We start from the raw sequence: 16,753 nt of genomic DNA, 5'->3' as shown, positions 1-16,753 counted from the left end.
GCAACTATAACTGAACATCCATCTTTCGATGGATTATGCCGGTGGATCTTTAAGCTGATGTTTTTTCAGCTGGCACGCGCTAGCGTCATCTGCAGCGCCCTCCCCGCCATATCACACCTTCTGAACAATGGTGTTGCGGCCCCTCTAATTATGATACTCTTCTTTATATAAGATAAATCGTATATAATTCTATTCAACATTAGCAGTTAGTTTCGCGGTGCAAAGGATGCGTATGGTGAAGGACGAATTATTAGGAAAGCAATTAGCCAGTTATATTCTTGTGGAATCATTGGGGCAGGGAGCCTTCGGAAGTGTGTATCTGGGCAAGCACTTCCTCCTATCACAGAAGCCACCAGTAGCGATCAAAGTGCTCAATACAGCATTGAACTCGCAAGAAGAATTTGATCGTTTCTTCCAGGAGGCTGTGATACTAGACGAATTGACTCATCCCAATATTATGCAGGTATTGGATGCTAACTTATATGAGGGATATCCATTCTTTGTAGCTGAATACGCGCCCGGCGGCTCACTGAGGGATCGCCTGGATGGGCTCAATGGCCAGCCGATAGATACGGATGAGGCCGTACGCATCTTACAGCAGATCGGACGTGGCCTCCAGCATGCGCATGATATGGATGTGGTGCACCGGGACCTGAAGCCGGCTAACATCCTCTTTAACGCGCGGGGCGATGCCCTGCTGGCCGATTTCGGGATCGCCCTGCAGATCCAAAAGACGCGCCGCGTCGATGAGATCGGCACGCCGGCCTATATGTCGCCGGAGCAGTTCAAAGGCAAGATCAGCAAGAAAAGCGATCAGTACGCGCTCGGCTGCATCGCCTACGAGATATTTACCGGACAGCAGATCTTCATGGCCGACGATCCCTATACCATCGGCTACAAGCATATTTATGAGGCCCCTATCGAGCCGCGTGAGCTTAATCCGGACATCCCCGAGGGCATTGAAATAGCCGTTCTCAAGGCACTGGCGAAGGAGCGCGACGACCGCTATGAGAGTGTCTCCGATTTCATTCAGGCTCTGATCGATGCAACTGACGCCAGCGCGCCCAGAAAATCCCAGCAGGCCAAGGCACCAGCGCCCCAGGATCAGCCAGGGGAGGTGATCACAAGCTCAAGGGAACCGATAGCGCGGCAGACGCAGCGTGGGGAGCGCGGCTTTATCGAGACCGATCCCACGGCGGCCGAGGGCAGGCACGGGAGGCGCAACGAACCGGTGACGCCGCCAGCGTTTTTGAAGAAGCGCGCCTCAACGCAGACCTCGCAACATGCGACTCGCGCGGGCAGCCAGCTGCGTCCCATCTGGAACACCACCAGCGGGCTCAACCAGGTCTACTATTCGGAGCCCACGGTAGCCAACGGCATCGTCTACGCGGGCACGTACAATGGAGCCAGCCTGCATACCATGAGTCCACGCCACCTGCGCGCCCTCGACCTCTCAACCGGCGAGCACCTGTGGTCGTACAAAACACAATACGGCATCTTCGAGGCCCCGGTCGTCTCCGAGGGTCTGATCTACTTCGCATCGGGCAACATCGAAGACGGAGGCAAGGTCTCAGCCCTCGATGCCGACACAGGCGAGCTCTACTGGACCGTCGAGACCGAGGACAACCTCAAGGCCACCCCCATCGTCTCCAACGACATCGTCTATGCCTACTCCCGGCACGCCGTCTATGCGCTCAACGCGGCCACCGGGCAGCAATACTGGAACGTGACGCTCAAAGCGCCGCAGCAGGGACGGCCACTGATCGCCAACAACGTCGTCTACATCGCCACCGGGCGGGGACACTGCTACGCGGTCGACGCCGAACGCGGCCTGAAGCTGGCCAGCTACGCCGATGTAGGCCGGGTCCACGCTGCTGTCCCCTTCGATGAACATGTCGTCTGTATCTGTGCCTACAACGAGCAGCTCTACGCGCTGGACATGCAGACCGGCGAGACCTACTGGTCGATTCCGCTGGAAAACGCGATCGTCGATGAGATCGAAATCTCCAACGGCATCGCCTATTTCACCACCCAGGGCGTCTTTGGCAACAGCACGGCCCGCACCAAAATGTCCGCCGTCGAGCTGGCTAGCGGCAAGCAGATCTGGAACGTCTATCTCAAAAACGAAGCGGACGCGACCCCATTGGTGGTTGATGGTCTTCTCTATCTCACCACCAGAAGCGCCGAGCTCTACATATTCGATATCCACAACGGCAAGCTGATACAGCCGCCGCTGAAATTGCATGCCGACAGGATGAGCCGTCCATACGTAGCCAACGGCTGGGTGATCATCGCCAACAATGAGATCAACGCCTTCCAGCTAGCATGAAGCGCCCCGCGCGGGCGCTTCCCCGGCGCTACCCTGGAACGTCTTACCCCTGCCGATCCGTGTATACAGGTAACAGCACCTGATTCCAGACATGTGTAGTAGAAGGATGGGAATATGGTAAAACAACCTGCACGAACGGCGCGCAATGGGGCGGACTATGGCTATCCCTCACCGGATATCGTGGCGCTCTCGGCAAAGGCGCTGGAGGTCAGCCAGCGGCTGACCGAGGCATACGGCGTCTCCGAATGGTCAAAGAAAGATCCAATGAGCATGCTGGTCGATATCATCCTGTCGCATCGCACCAAAGATGAGCAGACGGCCGCGGCCTACGATAGTTTATTGAAGACGTTTGGTTCCTGGGAGGCGGTGCGCGATGCCCCCACCGAAAAGGTGCAGGACGCCATCGCCAACGTCAACTGGCCCGAGGTCAAGGCCCCGCGCCTGCAAACGATCATGCGCCAGATTACAGAGGAACGGGGCAACCTCGATCTCAACTTCCTACGCGACCTGCCGGTTGAGGAGGGAGCTGCCTGGCTCAACCGCTTCGAGGGGGTGGGACCCAAGACGACGGCCTGCGTCCTGCTTTTCTCCTGTCGCCTGCCGCTGCTGCCGGTCGATGTCCACGTCCACCGCGTCTCCGGTCGCCTGGGGCTGATCGGCAAGAAGGTTACGGCCGACGCCGCCCATACCCTGCTCCAGGCCCTGCTACCGCAGGACGCGCGCAGCATCTACAACTTCCACAAAGCCCTGCTGCGCCACGGCCAGCGGGTCTGCGTCTACGAGCATCCCCGCTGCAACCGCTGCCCCATCACCGACCTCTGCGACTACTATAAAACGGTGGTGAAGCCGCAATAAGGAAGCAGGAACTGCTCTGCGAGCAGCTCCTGCTTCCTTATTGCGTATAGGAGAGGTTAAAGGGGACGGCTGATAATGGGCTTGAGAGCTGGATAGAGGGCTTTGTAGATCTCGTAGGCCTGCTCATAAGCAGGAGAGGTCGCGGCGTCGGGAGCGGTACGCTGTACCACGCGTACGGTCTGGGCGCAGGCTTCCTGTACCGAGGAGTAGACGCCGCCGGCGACTCCAGCCAGCAGGGCCGCGCCAAAGGCGGGTCCCTCAGAGGAGTTGGTGACGACCAGTTCGACGCCCAGAACATCAGCGATAATCTGGCGCCAGAGGGGACTCTTGGCGCCGCCACCGGTGGCACGCACCTGGTTAAGCTGCAGGCCCTGCTCGCGGATAATGGCATAGCAGTCCTTCAGGCTAAAGGCCACACCCTCCAGCACCGAACGAACCAGGTGGCGACGATCGTGGCTGGCGGTCAGGCCGATCCAGCCGCCGCGGGCATACGCGTCTAGATGGGGTGTGCGCTCACCCTGCAGGTAGGGCAAGAAGACCAGGCCCTCGCTACCGGCGGGAACGCCTTCAGCCTCCTTCGACAGGAGCTCATAGGGATCGATCCCGGTCCAGCGCTCCAGCGCCCGCTCGGGCAGGCCGATGTTGTCGCGCACCCAGCGCAGCGAGAGTCCCGCGCCCTGCGTGACGCCCATCAGATACCAGGCATTGGGGACGGCATGGTTAAAGGTGTGCACGCGCGGAACGGGGCCCGAGGTATCTACCTGCGGAGAACTGGAATGGGCCAGCACGATGCCGCTGGTGCCGACCGATACCAGGGCCAGTCCGGGCTCAACCACGCCATTGCCGACGGCTCCACAGGCGTTATCGGCACCACCACCCGCCACCGGCACGCCAGCCAGCAGACCGGTCTGGTTGGCCACCTCGGCCGTAATGGTTCCGCTGGCCGCGTCGGCCGGCACCACCGGAGGGAGGAGCGAGGGATCAAGCTCAAGGGCGGCCAGTACCTCCTGCGACCACGCCCCATGCTTCACGTCCAACAGGCAGGTGCCGGCCGCGTCCGAGATCTCCATCGCCAGCACGCCGGTCAGACGATAGCGAATATAATCCTTTGGCAACAGCATAGTCCGGGCCCGCGCGAAGATCTCTGGCTCATTATCACGCACCCACAGCAATTTGGGGGCCGAAAATCCTGTCAGGGCCGGGTTGCTCACATATTCAATCAGTTGAGCGGCCCCCACCTTCTCGGTAATCCAGCGACACTGATCGTCGCTGCGCTGGTCCGCCCAGATGATGCAGGGGCGCAACACCTGCTGCTGCTCGTCCAGCAGGACCACGCCATGCATCTGGCCCGACAGGCCGAGTCCACGCACATCCTCGGCCGCCGCGCCCTTGCTAGCACCGGCCCGCAGGCACAGACGAATGGCGGAGATGGTGGCCTCCCACCACTCAGCGGGATTCTGCTCCGCCCAGCCAGGGTGGGGGTGAAATAATGGATACTCAATGAAGGCATCAGCGATGACGCGCCCATCCTCGGCCGCGAAGAGGGCAGCTTTAACACCGGTTGTACCGAGATCGATACCAAGCAGGGTTTGCATACAATGCTCCTTTACCAAACAGAGTGTCGTTTTTATGATTGTACGCCAAAAACGATCACCTTGCCCAATGCTCTGGTAACGGTCACGTGTTTCATGAAATGTACACGCACGGGTACGGAAAGCCGGGGTGAGCCCCAATAACATTCAATTTTAGAGCAAGCAACAAGAAAAGAGAGGAGAGTACGTGCGGGGCTTGCCCCCGCTTGTTTCCTCGCCGCTCGAATAAGCAACGAGTATGATGCTATGCTTCGCATGCAACCGTACCTGGTCGCATTCAAGGAACCTTTTCTTTTGGGGAGCAAGCAAGCGGGGGCAAGCCCCGCACGTACTGTGGTCTTTGCTCATTTTGCGTGATCTTACATTGAATGTATTGGGGCGAGTCCGGCACCTACGGAGAGGGGGGTGATGATGGGGGGGATAAACGTTCTTCTTCGAGGACTTCGTTGTGGGTGATGTCCTCTAATTCGGGGAGCCTGGCGGTGGCGGGAGTGTGACGCTGGACGATACGCAGGCCAAGGATCTGGCCGAGTACGACGGCGATGATGCCTCCAATGATGCTGCAGAGCAGGTAAAGCAGGGCCAGCAGGGCCTTCTCGCCGCTCAGGAGGGTGAAGTCGCCCAGAGCCAGGCTGCTGAAGGTGGTGTAGGCGCCCATAAAGCCGACGTTGAGGAAGAGGCGGCGCGCCGGACTGATGTAGAGCGAGGCATCAGCCAGCGTGGAGATCAGGGACAAGGCAAAGGCGCCAGTGATGTTGATCAGCAGGATGTCGTAGGGCCAGTTGTTGCCCAGACTGGTCTGAATATCATGGCTGAGAAGATAGCGCGCGATCGTGCCGAGAAACCCACCACAAAAGACAATCACGAGTCCCAATATATTCAGGTGCTTTTTTCCCATTTAGAGCCACCATCCTGCAGCGATGCCCAGGGATACGGCCAGCATACCCAGAACCACATTTTCCCCCAGGTACAACGCGCTGGCCCATATCCTGCCACCACGAGCCAGCTGCACCCCTTCCCAGGACATAGTGCTAAAGGTGGTATAGCCACCCAGGAAACCGGTGGCCAGGATCAGTTGAACGGCGGGGCTCACCACGTGTCGGGCGGTCAGCGCAAATACGAGACCAATAAAAAACGAGCCACTCACATTAATGACAAGCGTTCCAAAGGGAAACGTAGAGCCGGCGCGCCGGGTGATCATGTATCCCAGCATGTAACGCGCGACAGCTCCCACAGCACCTGCGCACCCAATACCTACCAGTTGCACGAGAAAAGGTACATTCATACAGCCTGTTTTACCTACTTTTGAGATCGCTAAATACACAAAAACTCCTGATGATGCGGCTCTTATTACGTTGCATCATCAGGAGCCATCAGCTTCTCTGCAGTTTGGTCAACGCGATACAAACATTGACCGGGTGAGCTCCATCACCAGTTGGATCAAATAATGAATTCTATCTCTGGCTATGATACCATATCCACTCAGGCGATACAACTCAGGCGCCAGCGAATCTGGTCGGCGTGGCGCGTCAGGCGCTTAAAAATGTTATGGCGCAAACGATAGACTTCTTGCACATCGTTGAACTCGTCGGGGCAGAACTGGATAATCTCGCGTGCCTTGAGCCCGCAATGAAAATGTAAATAGGCCAGCCGGATCTCGCGCTCGCCACTCAGGAGAGACCGCACCACAAACCACAGCTCTTCAAAATCTTCTGGCTCTTCGGCGGCCAGTTCATAATTATAGACCGGATCACTTGCATCCGGTAACGGGATCTCATTTGGATGCGTATATACGCGTAACGTATCCATAATGGCGCCATTCAAGCTGGCGCGCAAATAGTTCAAGGCCGAGGCCAACGACGTAAATTTAAGTTCGGAATTATTAACGCTAGCCTGCCAGAAACGTGTAAACGCCTGCGCGACATAGTTCTCTTCGCTATCGAGGGCATAGGCGCGCTCACGCTTGGAGTGGCGGCGCATCCAGGTATGGACGATCCCTGAAAAACATTGCTGCAACGCGTCCCAGGCCTGCGCATCATGTAACTTCATAGCGCGTCGGAAGATCTCCAGGGCATAGCAATCATCTCCGACCTCACCACGGCAGTAATTAACCATCTCTTGTTTACAGAACCGCACCAACTCCAGCAGGCTCATTGAACTGACCGTCGATGTGTAGCAGGGAGTCAGAACCGGCGGAGGTATTTCTTCAAGTGCTACAGCATGTTGGGTTAACACACACTCACCTCATTTATTATGCGATATAAAACCTATACAATGAAAATACGAATTCCGACATAACACGAAACCACACTCATTCATTAGCAATACACGAAACCACACTCAGTCATTAACAATGTTCATACATGTTAATCGTTACGTGTCTGTAACGATCCTCTTATTATTCTTATATTGAAACATATAATAATTAAAATGAACAGTGGTTTGATACGGGCTTAAGAAAACTTTACCGGTACCCTCTTTTCTTAACCTGTTACATAAAGGAAGAAGTGAAGATATAGGCTGGATTGTGGCCACAATCCAGCCTATATCTTCACTTCTTCAATGTGCCGCCCTGCGGGCGGGGAGGGGGAGATGGTGGGGGCACAGCCCCCACGCCCCCAGTCAGGAGGCTCTGCATCCCTTAAGTTTGTGAGGTGGTAGTGTGACACCAGGGAGGGGTGCGAATGCACCCCTCCCTGGTGTCACACTACCACCTCACAAACGTTATTAAATTTAGAAGGTGTGGCCGGCGTTGCCACTGCGACCGCCGCGATCGGTGGCCGTCTTTTGCAGTTTGAGCGTTACGGGTTGTATCTGCTCGCTTAAGGGGAAGGCGATTACCAGAACGCCGTTGCCATAGTTGGCGTTGGCGTGCACCCCGTCCACCTTGTCGGGCAGTTCGATATCGCGATAATAGCCACCTACACTCCACTCGTCCACCAGCAATTCCTTGAGATCCTTGAGCATACCGCGCAACTCGCCCTCAATAATCAGGTGTCCATTCTCAGACACCTGGGCCGTTATATCTTCTGGCTGCAGACCAGGCATCGGAGCGGCAACCATTAAACGATCAGCTGTGCGATAAACTTTTACCGGTATGTGTTGAATCTTAGCTTTCTCTTGCATACCTCACGCCTTTCTGCTCTGCATACTGATATCAACACTTTCAACCCTACCAACCACCAGACCAGGCAGGTTATTCAGCGGGATTCTTCTCGTCATAGGTATCTTTCAAGCTACCCATCTGCTCCTGAGAAGACCAGGCGGTCCCTTCGTCACGGCCCGGAGTTTCGGTCGGCGCGCCCGGCTTATTGGGTGAACGACGTACCCCGCTATGCGTGGGATCGTAGCCCTCACTCTCATTGCGCTGGGGCTGCGCGGTCTCACCACCCTGGGTCATCGCGTAGCCATCTACCAGCTTGTGGTCTGGCTTCTGACCCGGAACGGCCCCCTCCGATGATATGGCAGGTGACTGTTTCTGAATTTTTTCTGGCGTTGTGCCCTTATCACGGGCCTCGCTATTCAATTCTTCAGCCTGCTCACTACGATTACGTGTATATTCTTGCTCATGATGAGCACCCATATGTGCCTCCATTCCTAAATCAGAAAAACGCATCCATCCCTGCCACGCTGCGTCAGGGCGACGGATCGAGCTGGAAAATCAGCCGTGCACGTCATGGTAAGTCCTACAACTCACACGTACGAAGTAGGGGCGCAAGTTTCAGTCAGGAGCATAGTTCTACGCGGCACGACTTTCCGCAATGGTAGGGCATGAAAAGAATATAATGGTAGAACAAAAAAAACTTCTTCGGGGGAATCGCACTCGTGGAATTACACATCACCACCGACCAGGTCAGCCAGATGGCACCCGATGCCAGCGCGGCCAAAGCAGGCAAGAAGCTCGCGTTGGAGAAATTCTGGAGCAACCTGGGGCACAACGGACAGGCGATCTGGGGGGAATGCCAGGGGAGCAGCCTCTACCAGGTGCGCGTCGAGCGCTCAACATTCACCACCCAGTGCAGCTGTCCTAGTCGCAAGCTTCCCTGTAAACATAGCCTCGGCCTCCTCTTTCTGGCCGCCTCGGTCCCCACAGCCCTGCCAGAGAGCGAGCCAGTCGAATGGGTGAGCAGCTGGTTAAGCAAGCGCGAAGCCCAGCAGAAGCGCCAGGAGACACGCTCAACCAGCGCCGCTCAGCCGCCAGATGCAGCCAAACAAAAAAAAACGATAGAGAAACGCGAGGAGAAGGTTCAGCAGGGCATCAACCAGCTTGATCTCTGGCTCAACGATCTGATCCGCAACGGCCTGGGCAGCCTGGAGGCGCAGCCAAACTCCTTCTGGGAGGAACAGGCGGCGCAGATGGTCGACGCCCAGGCGTCCGGACTGGCGACGCGCGTCCGCGCCCTGGCCGCCATCCCCAACGCCTCAAAGGACTGGACCAGTAAGCTGCTGGCACAGATGGGCAAGCTGGCACTGCTGAGCGAAGCCTATCAGCACCAGGAGCGTCTGAGCGCGGAGATGCAAGAGAACGTTCGCCAGCTGGTCGGCTGGGCGCTGAAAGAACCGGAGGTGCTCGAGCGGGGCAGCCACATCAGCGATGACTGGCTGTTCCTGGGGCAGACGCGCGAAAACGTCGAGCGCGGCCGCGCCCAGCGCACCTGGCTGTATGGCACCGCCAGCAGCCAGTCGACCTTCGTCCTGCAATTCTCCTACATGGGCGCGCCATTTGGCGAGAATTATCCGCTGGGCACCCATCAGCAGGCCGAACTGGTCTACTGGCCTGGAGTGGTACCGCAGCGCGCCCTCTTCGCCCAGCGCCACGGCATCAGCCTGCCCATTCAGGAGCGTCTCCCCGGAGTCGCCAGCTTCGCCGCTTTCCAGGATGGCGTAGCGCGGCAGCTCGGTCGCAATCCCTGGCAGGAGCGCTTTCTCTGCTTGATCCAGGATAGCCTGCCCGTTTATGATCAGGAGAACAAGAGCTGGTGGCTAAGCGATCAGCAGGGTCAGGCCCTTCCCCTGGCGCGCAGACAGGACGAGCACTGGAAACTGCTGGCGCTCTCTGGCGGTCACCCGCTTGACCTGGCCGCTGAGTGGAACGGTGAGGCGCTCATGCCGCTCGGTGCCTTGATCGACCATAGCTATCACTTACTATAGGAAGCAGGATATTATGGACGCATTTTTAAAGACGGCCGTGGTCGGGACCGCCCAGGTGGGCGCGCGCATTCCAACGACCGGCGACGCGGTCGATTCCTTGACGCAACAGCTTCCTGCCGCAGAGGGCGAACGATCTTTTCTGCTGGCCGCCGCAGCCAAGGCCATCTACACCCAGGCCGGCAGGGTCGCGCCTGAGGCGCCGGCTCTCCTACCTATCGCCACACCAGATACCCTACCGACCTGCTCCATGCGCGTCGCGCAGCTGATCGAGGGGCTCTTCCAGCAGCCGCACAACGGCCTGCTGCCTGAAGCCCTGCAACGTCTGCAACAGTTGCGACAGCGGTTGCCGCACGAGGTCTTGCCGCAGTACATCAGCTATGCCACGAGCCATCGCGAGTTCAGAGAAGCAATAGTGCCACTGCTGGGCGAGCGCGGCCGCTGGCTGAGCCAGTTCGAGTCCGACTGGGGCTGGATTACACAACAGGGACAGCAGCCAGAAGCAGACCTCGAAACCATCTGGCAGGAGGGAACGCCGCAGCAGCGCCAGCAGGTCTTACAGCAGATAAGGCAGCAAGATCCCGCCCGCGCACGCGAATGGGTGCAGCAGGTCTGGAAGCAGGAGAAAGCCGAGATGCGCTCGGCCTTTCTAACGCAGATGCGCAGCGAACTCTCGCTCGACGATCATGGCTTTCTGGAGCAGGCGCTGCTCGATCGCAGCGAGGGCGTACGCGAGCAGGCCGCGGAGCTGATTTTACTACTGCCGGAATCACCATTGACCCGGCGCTTCCTGGTCGCCGCCGATCAGTTCATCAGCTACGATGCGGCTCGCAAGCAGAATCAGCTCACCATCAACGTACCAGAGCAGCTCGATGATGCCAGCAAAGAGGCGCTAGCACTGGGTACGCGCTACTCCGAGCTATTAAAGCCGGAGAACTGGCTGCAGACAGCCTTTAGCAGGACTATCCTGGAGCACTGGGAAGCACACCTGGGACTTTCGCCGCAAGAGATAATTGATGCCCTGGCCGCGAACAGGCAGAAAGTATCCCAGGATAAAAGCGACACCTATGGGCAGATGCTGATCCAGCAACTCCGGTTCGCCGCCCGGCGCCATCACTCCCTGGCCTGGTATCAGCCACTGTTACAACACCTATTAGCCCTGCCGAGCGGGCAGCGGCCTAACACCAGCCAGTGCCAAGAAATGCTGGCCGAGCTTCCTCAGTCGGTCGCCGAAGCGCTGGTAGCACCGCTCTTGCAGGATAAATACAGCTGGGAAGCCGCTACAGAGATGTTGCCCGCGCCATGGAGCCAGGAGTTTAGCCGGCACATCTTACAGGTGTTGCGCGCATATTATAAAGATCCCAACACCACCAGCCAGCAGCATTACTACTGGAACGTAGGCCTGCCCAGGGTCGCCAGCGCGCTCCATCCAGACTGCCTGCAGGACGCGCTGCAGCCATGGGAGATCGATGAGAACGATACCTCCTGGTACGCCCAGGAGCAAAAAAGACAGGTAGCCACTTTTATTGAACTTATTGAACGACGTAAGCAGATTTTAGAGGAGATTGTATAAGATGACGACAAGCCAGAGCAGCACCACCACAGCCGTTGAGACAACGATCGAAGCCGTCCTGCGACAGCACGCCGAACAGCAGTTCGCCGAGGAGCTGGCCGAGCTGAGCAAGGTCGATAGCCGGCAGCGTCCACCCAACTGGCAGCTCTCGCCCTGGGCGGTACGCCTCTACCTGATGGGCGGCAAACTCGACAACGGATTCGTCATCTCGCCGAAGTACGTCGGCAACGCACGCCTGATGGAGATCGCCATCGCCACGCTGGCCACTGATCGCGCCCTGCTCCTCTACGGTCTGCCCGGCACCGCCAAATCGTGGGTGAGCGAACACCTGGCCGCCGCCATCGCCGGTGATTCCACCCTGCTGATCCAGGGTACGGCCGGCACTGATGAGAACGCCATCCGCTACGGCTGGAACTACGCCCGCCTGCTGGTTGAGGGGCCATCGGAGGCGGCGCTGGTCGTCAGTCCCATGATGCAGGCCATGAAGGATGGCAAGATCGCCCGCATCGAAGAATTGACACGTATCGCCAGCGAGGTCCAGGATACCCTGATCACCATCCTGTCCGAAAAAACGCTGCCGGTGCCCGAGCTGAACACTGAGGTGCAGGCTAAAAAGGGCTTCAACGTCATCGCCACCGCCAACAACCGCGACAAGGGCGTCAACGAGCTCTCCAGCGCGCTGATGCGCCGCTTCAATACCGTGATTCTGCCGCTGCCGAACACGATCGATGAGGAGATCGAGATCGTCGATCGCCGCGTAGCCAGCCTGGGCAGGGCGCTGGAACTGCCCGCCGAGAAGCCCGCGCTGGAAGAGATTCGCCGCGTGGTGACCGTCTTCCGTGAGCTACGCTCGGGCCTCACCGTCGATGGCAAAACAAAGATCAAATCGCCCAGCGGCACCCTTTCAACCGCCGAAGCGATCTCAGTCATCAACAGCGGACTGGCCATGGCCGGCTATTACGGGGACGGTGAGCTGCACGCTGGCGACCTGGCCGCCGGTCTGACGGGCGCCATCGTCAAAGATCCCGTGCAGGACCGCGTGGTCTGGCTGGAATACCTGCAGACCGTGGTCAAGGAGCGTGAAGGATGGAAAGATCTCTATCGTGCGTGCAATGAGGTGCTCTAAATGGGTGAGATACATGTCTTTGGCATTCGCCATCATGGTCCGGGGTGCGCGCGCAGCTTGCGCGCCGCCCTGGAGAAGCTCAAGCCAGATATCCTGCTGATCGAGGGTCCGCCCGACGCGCAGGCGGTGCTGCCACTGATGGAGCAACCGAAGATGAAGCCGCCGGTTGCCCTGCTCATCTATGCGCCAGAGCAGCCGAAAAAGGCCGTCTACTATCCCTTTACCCAGTTCTCGCCCGAATGGCAGGCGCTCAAGTATGCTCAGAAGGCCCGCATCCCGGCTCGCTTCATGGATTTGCCACAGTCCATCCAGCTCGCCCGCGTTCAGGAGGGAGAGCAAGGCGAAGAGCTTGAGCCAGCCGCGCCCACCACGCGTGGCCGGGTTAAAAAGGCGCTCAAGCAGGGCAGCATCGCCACTAGTGGTAGCACCCGAGAAGGACGAGCAGACGCTGCTGGAGGAAGATCCATTGACGCTGCTGGCGCAGGCCGCCGGCTACACCGATCACGAGCTGTGGTGGGAGCGCCAGATCGAACAGCGACACAACGTCGTTGACCTGTTCGCTGGCATCCTGGAGGCCATGACGGCGCTGCGCGCGGACGCCAGACCGCCCAAAGAAGAGGAGGCGCAGCGCGAGGCATACATGCGCCAGACCATCCGGGCCGCCCAGAAGGAGCAATTTCAGCGCATCGCCATCGTCTGCGGCGCCTGGCACGCCCCGGTCCTGACCGATCCGGGTCCCGCTAAAGAAGACGAAGAGACGCTCAAGGGACTGCTACAGGTCAAGACCACGGCCACCTGGATCCCCTGGACCTACTCGCGGCTCTCGTCGCGCAGCGGCTATGGAGCTGGCATGGACGCGCCCGGCTGGTACGCCCATCTGTGGTCGGCCCGCGATCAGCTGACCACGCGCTGGGTTACCAGGGCTGCCCACCTGCTGCGCGAACAAGGACTGGATGCCTCATCGGCCAGCGTCATAGAGGCCGTACGCCTGACCGACACACTGGCCGCCATGCGCGATCTCACCCAGCCAGGGCTGGCCGAACACAACGAAGCCATCCTGACCGTGCTCTGCCACGGCGACATGGCTCCCATGCAGCTGATCCGAGAACAGCTGGAGATCGGCGACAAGATGGGAGACGTTCCCGGCGAGGCTCCAACCGTCCCCTTACAGCGCGATCTGGAGAACTGGCAGCAGCGCCTGCGGCTCAAACCATCCATCGAAAAGACAAAGCTGGAGCTTGATCTGCGCAAAGAGAACGACCGTGCGCGCAGCCAGCTGCTCCACCGCCTGCAGCTGCTCTCGCTTCCCTGGGGCAAGCAGGTCGCGGTCAGGGGCAAATCGGGCACGTTTCACGAGCACTGGCAGCTGCAATGGAAGGTCAGCTTCGCCGTCGCCATCATCGAGGCCAACGTATGGGGCAACACCATCGCGAGCGCCGCCACCAGCTACGTCATCGACGCGGCCAGAAAGTCAAAGGAGCTGCCAGAGCTGACCGAACTGCTTCAACACGTCATCCTGGCTGATCTGCCCGACGCCATCGACCAGTTGCTCTCAATTCTGCAAGAGCGGGCGGCCATCTCGACCGACGTACGCCACCTGATGGACGCGCTGCCGCCGCTGGCGCGCGTCGCCCGCTACAGCGACGTGCGCCAGACCAGGGCTGAACGCATCCTGCCGATCATCGACGGCCTGTTTGAGCGCAGCCTGATCGGCCTGCCAGGCGCCTGCTTCGCGCTGGATGATGACGCCGCCCAGGCGATGCTCAACAGCATCGACCACGTACAGGACAGCGTCCAGCTGCTGGATCGTCCCGACCAGCGACAGGAATGGCTGCAATGCCTGAGAAGCCTGGCCGGGCACGACAACATCCACGGGCTGATACGCGGTCGCAGCTGCCGCCTGCTGCTGGATCAGCAAGCGCTGGGCGAAGAAGAGATGCGGGACCTCATTCAGCTGGCACTCTCCCCGGCCGTCCCGGTGACGCAGGCCGCCGCCTGGATCGAAGGGGTCGTGCGCGGCAGCGGACTGCTGCTGCTGCACCAGGATCAGCTCTGGCACGCGCTCGATCAATGGCTCAGCGCACTCAACGCCGATACCTTTATTCAGCTCCTCCCCATTCTGCGGCGCGCCTTCGCCAACTTCCAAGGACCCGAACGCCGGCAGATGGGAGAGAAGGTCCAGCAGCTGCATCGATCGCCGCAGGCAGCGACCGCGCATGGTACACGGCATGGAGAGGTGGAGATCGATCAGGAGCACGCAGCCCACGTCTTACCGATACTGGCACAACTATTGGGGGTAAAAAATGGCAATTGACGAAAAAGAACGACTGCGCCGCTGGCGGCTCGTGCTGGGCAAGCAAGACGCCGATCAGAGAGACCAGGGGCAGGGCATCGATAGTCTGCTGGAAGGCGGCGATCTCACCATGGACCAGGCTCTGGAGGCGCTGTATGGCGCGGACGAATCCGATGATCGCTCAGGTGGACTGGGAGCATCGACCCCGCGCGTCGCCCGCTGGCTGGGCGATATCCGCAGCTACTTCCCAACTTCGACCGTGCGCATCATGCAGCAGGACGCCCTGGAACGGCTCAATCTCCAGCAGATGCTGCTAGAGCCAGAAATGCTGGAACAGGTCGAAGCCGACGTCCACCTGGTCGCCACCCTGCTCTCGCTGAACCGCGTCATTCCCGAGAAGACAAAAGACACGGCGCGCATGGTAGTGCGCAAGGTCGTCAACGAACTGGAGCGCAAGCTGGCCAATCCCTTACTGCAGGCCGTGCGCGGCAGCCTGAACCGCGCCACCCGCAGCTATCGGCCGCGCCAGAACGAGATCGACTGGGACCGCACCATCCGCCTCAATCTCAAAAACTACCTGCCCGAGAAGAAGACGGTCATCGCCGAACGTCTGGTGGGGCATGGTCATAAGCGCTCCTCGCTGCGCGACATCGTGCTGTGCGTGGACCAGAGCGGCTCTATGGCCGCCTCGGTCGTCTACTCCAGCATCTTCGGAGCCGTACTGGCCACCCTCAAGGCCGTCAGCACCCGCATGATCGTCTTCGACACCTCGGTCGTCGACCTGACCGATGACCTGCAGGACCCTGTTGATCTACTGTTTGGCACGCAACTGGGAGGAGGCACCGACATCAACCGCGCCCTGGCCTACTGCCAGCAGGTCATCACCCGGCCCGCCCAGACCATCCTGGTCCTGATCACCGACCTCTACGAGGGAGGAGACAAACAACGCATGCTGCGCCGCGCCGCCGAGCTGGTCGGCTCCGGAGTCCAGGTCGTCTGCCTGCTCGCCCTGAGCGACCAGGGAGCCCCCATCTACGACAAGAGCAACGCCGCTGCCCTGGCCCAGATGGGGATTCCGGCCTTCGCCTGCACGCCCGAACTGTTTCCCGACCTGATGGCCGCCGCCATCCAGCGGCAGGACCTCAATCAATGGGCCGCCCAAAACGACATCGTCGCCACCCGCCCCACCTCATAACACACATGATCGGGCCTCGCCGGGAGGATAATCAGGCGCGAGGTCCGAACCTATGTGTTTCATGAAATTGGGAAGAAGTGCGCATCATATTATTGCAAAAAGAGCAGGCAACAAGAAACCCGAAAACCGGAACGGCCGTGTAGGGTCGACCTTCAATGGTCGACCGGGCTGCCAGCGCCAGCGACAGCAGTCCACGTACCCCCACGACACCGCTTCTCATAGTATCCACGCTGGCCCGCGTGGTGCCCGAACGTGAACGTTGCGCACGCGTACCCCAAACGCGAACGTTTCTCCTGGGGTACCACGTGGGGCGAGATGTTATCCACGAGAAGCCGAACCGGCCGGGGACGTGGCTCGCAATCGCTGTCGCTCGCGGGCCGGTCGACCGTTGAAGGTCGACCCTACACGGCCGTTCCGGTTTTCGGGGGCGTTTCGGGTTTCTTGTTGCCTGCTCTTTTTGCAATAACGTGAATGACACCCTTTGGGGGGTGGGGTTGATTTGGGAAGGAATATCGTGTACAATTGATATGTATTAAATTCCTCAAGGAGATTCCTACGTGTAACATGAGCATACTACACCTCTGGTAGCATTTCGTCGGGCTGCATTTCCATTCCATTACATCAACTTTTGCCACTCCTGAC

General features: G+C 59.2%; 15 protein-coding genes and 1 riboswitch. Of the genes, 9 read left to right on the top strand and 6 right to left on the bottom strand.

Going from position 1 to position 16,753, the window contains the following annotated elements:
* Positions 1–232: 232 nt before the first annotated feature.
* Together AABA21_RS32750 and AABA21_RS32745 are read left to right on the top strand one after the other, a co-directional pair.
* Complete coding sequence (locus AABA21_RS32750) at positions 233–2,329, top strand: protein kinase domain-containing protein (RefSeq protein WP_338256735.1); 2,097 nt, start codon at positions 233–235, stop codon at positions 2,327–2,329.
* A 114-nt stretch (positions 2,330–2,443) separates the two neighbouring features.
* Positions 2,444–3,184, top strand: a complete 741-nt coding sequence (locus AABA21_RS32745; RefSeq protein WP_338256734.1) for an endonuclease III domain-containing protein — start codon at positions 2,444–2,446, stop codon at positions 3,182–3,184.
* A gap of 56 nt (positions 3,185–3,240) precedes the next feature.
* Here AABA21_RS32745 and xylB read toward each other — a convergent pair whose 3' ends face one another.
* From xylB to AABA21_RS32715, 6 genes are all read right to left on the bottom strand, one after another.
* Positions 3,241–4,779 carry a xylulokinase gene (xylB, locus tag AABA21_RS32740; protein ID WP_338256732.1) on the bottom strand — a complete coding sequence of 513 codons (1,539 nt, stop codon included), beginning with the start codon at positions 4,777–4,779 and terminating at the stop codon, positions 3,241–3,243.
* A gap of 388 nt (positions 4,780–5,167) precedes the next feature.
* Complete coding sequence (gene crcB / locus AABA21_RS32735; RefSeq protein ID WP_338256730.1) at positions 5,168–5,674, bottom strand: fluoride efflux transporter CrcB; 507 nt, start codon at positions 5,672–5,674, stop codon at positions 5,168–5,170.
* Positions 5,675–6,061: a fluoride efflux transporter CrcB gene (gene crcB, locus AABA21_RS32730; protein ID WP_338256728.1), complete on the bottom strand. Its 387-nt coding sequence runs from the start codon at positions 6,059–6,061 to the stop codon at positions 5,675–5,677.
* A 72-nt stretch (positions 6,062–6,133) separates the two neighbouring features.
* Positions 6,134–6,218, bottom strand: a riboswitch (Fluoride riboswitch).
* A gap of 40 nt (positions 6,219–6,258) precedes the next feature.
* Complete coding sequence (locus AABA21_RS32725) at positions 6,259–7,011, bottom strand: hypothetical protein (protein WP_338256726.1); 753 nt, start codon at positions 7,009–7,011, stop codon at positions 6,259–6,261.
* Positions 7,012–7,509: 498 nt separating this feature from the next.
* Complete coding sequence (locus AABA21_RS32720) at positions 7,510–7,902, bottom strand: Hsp20/alpha crystallin family protein (protein ID WP_338256724.1); 393 nt, start codon at positions 7,900–7,902, stop codon at positions 7,510–7,512.
* Positions 7,903–7,972: 70 nt separating this feature from the next.
* A complete protein-coding gene (locus AABA21_RS32715; protein ID WP_338256722.1) occupies positions 7,973–8,359 on the bottom strand; it encodes a hypothetical protein in 387 nt (128 codons plus the stop codon).
* Between the two features lie 242 nt (positions 8,360–8,601).
* On the opposite strand from AABA21_RS32715, the gene AABA21_RS32710 reads away from it, so the two are divergent.
* The 7 genes from AABA21_RS32710 (at position 8,602) to AABA21_RS32680 (ending at position 16,503) form a co-directional block, all read left to right on the top strand.
* Positions 8,602–9,927, top strand: coding sequence for an SWIM zinc finger family protein (locus AABA21_RS32710; protein ID WP_338256721.1), 1,326 nt, complete (start codon positions 8,602–8,604; stop codon positions 9,925–9,927).
* Positions 9,928–9,940: 13 nt separating this feature from the next.
* Positions 9,941–11,497, top strand: coding sequence for a DUF5691 domain-containing protein (locus tag AABA21_RS32705; protein ID WP_338256719.1), 1,557 nt, complete (start codon positions 9,941–9,943; stop codon positions 11,495–11,497).
* Between the two features lies 1 nt (position 11,498).
* A complete protein-coding gene (locus tag AABA21_RS32700) occupies positions 11,499–12,623 on the top strand; it encodes an ATP-binding protein (protein WP_338256718.1) in 1,125 nt (374 codons plus the stop codon).
* Complete coding sequence (locus tag AABA21_RS32695) at positions 12,624–13,175, top strand: DUF5682 family protein (protein WP_338256717.1); 552 nt, start codon at positions 12,624–12,626, stop codon at positions 13,173–13,175. It begins immediately after the preceding gene.
* A complete protein-coding gene (locus tag AABA21_RS32690) occupies positions 13,090–14,937 on the top strand; it encodes a DUF5682 family protein (protein ID WP_338258512.1) in 1,848 nt (615 codons plus the stop codon). Before AABA21_RS32695 ends, AABA21_RS32690 begins: the two co-directional genes overlap by 86 nt.
* Positions 14,927–16,111 carry a VWA domain-containing protein gene (locus tag AABA21_RS32685; RefSeq protein WP_338256716.1) on the top strand — a complete coding sequence of 395 codons (1,185 nt, stop codon included), beginning with the start codon at positions 14,927–14,929 and terminating at the stop codon, positions 16,109–16,111. Before AABA21_RS32690 ends, AABA21_RS32685 begins: the two co-directional genes overlap by 11 nt.
* A gap of 155 nt (positions 16,112–16,266) precedes the next feature.
* Complete coding sequence (locus AABA21_RS32680) at positions 16,267–16,503, top strand: hypothetical protein (RefSeq protein WP_338256714.1); 237 nt, start codon at positions 16,267–16,269, stop codon at positions 16,501–16,503.
* Positions 16,504–16,753: the final 250 nt, after the last annotated feature.

It is taken from the genome of Dictyobacter halimunensis (assembly GCF_036245075.1).
Note: the sequence above shows the minus strand (reverse complement) of the source record. Positions and strands in the feature narration are given on the sequence as shown.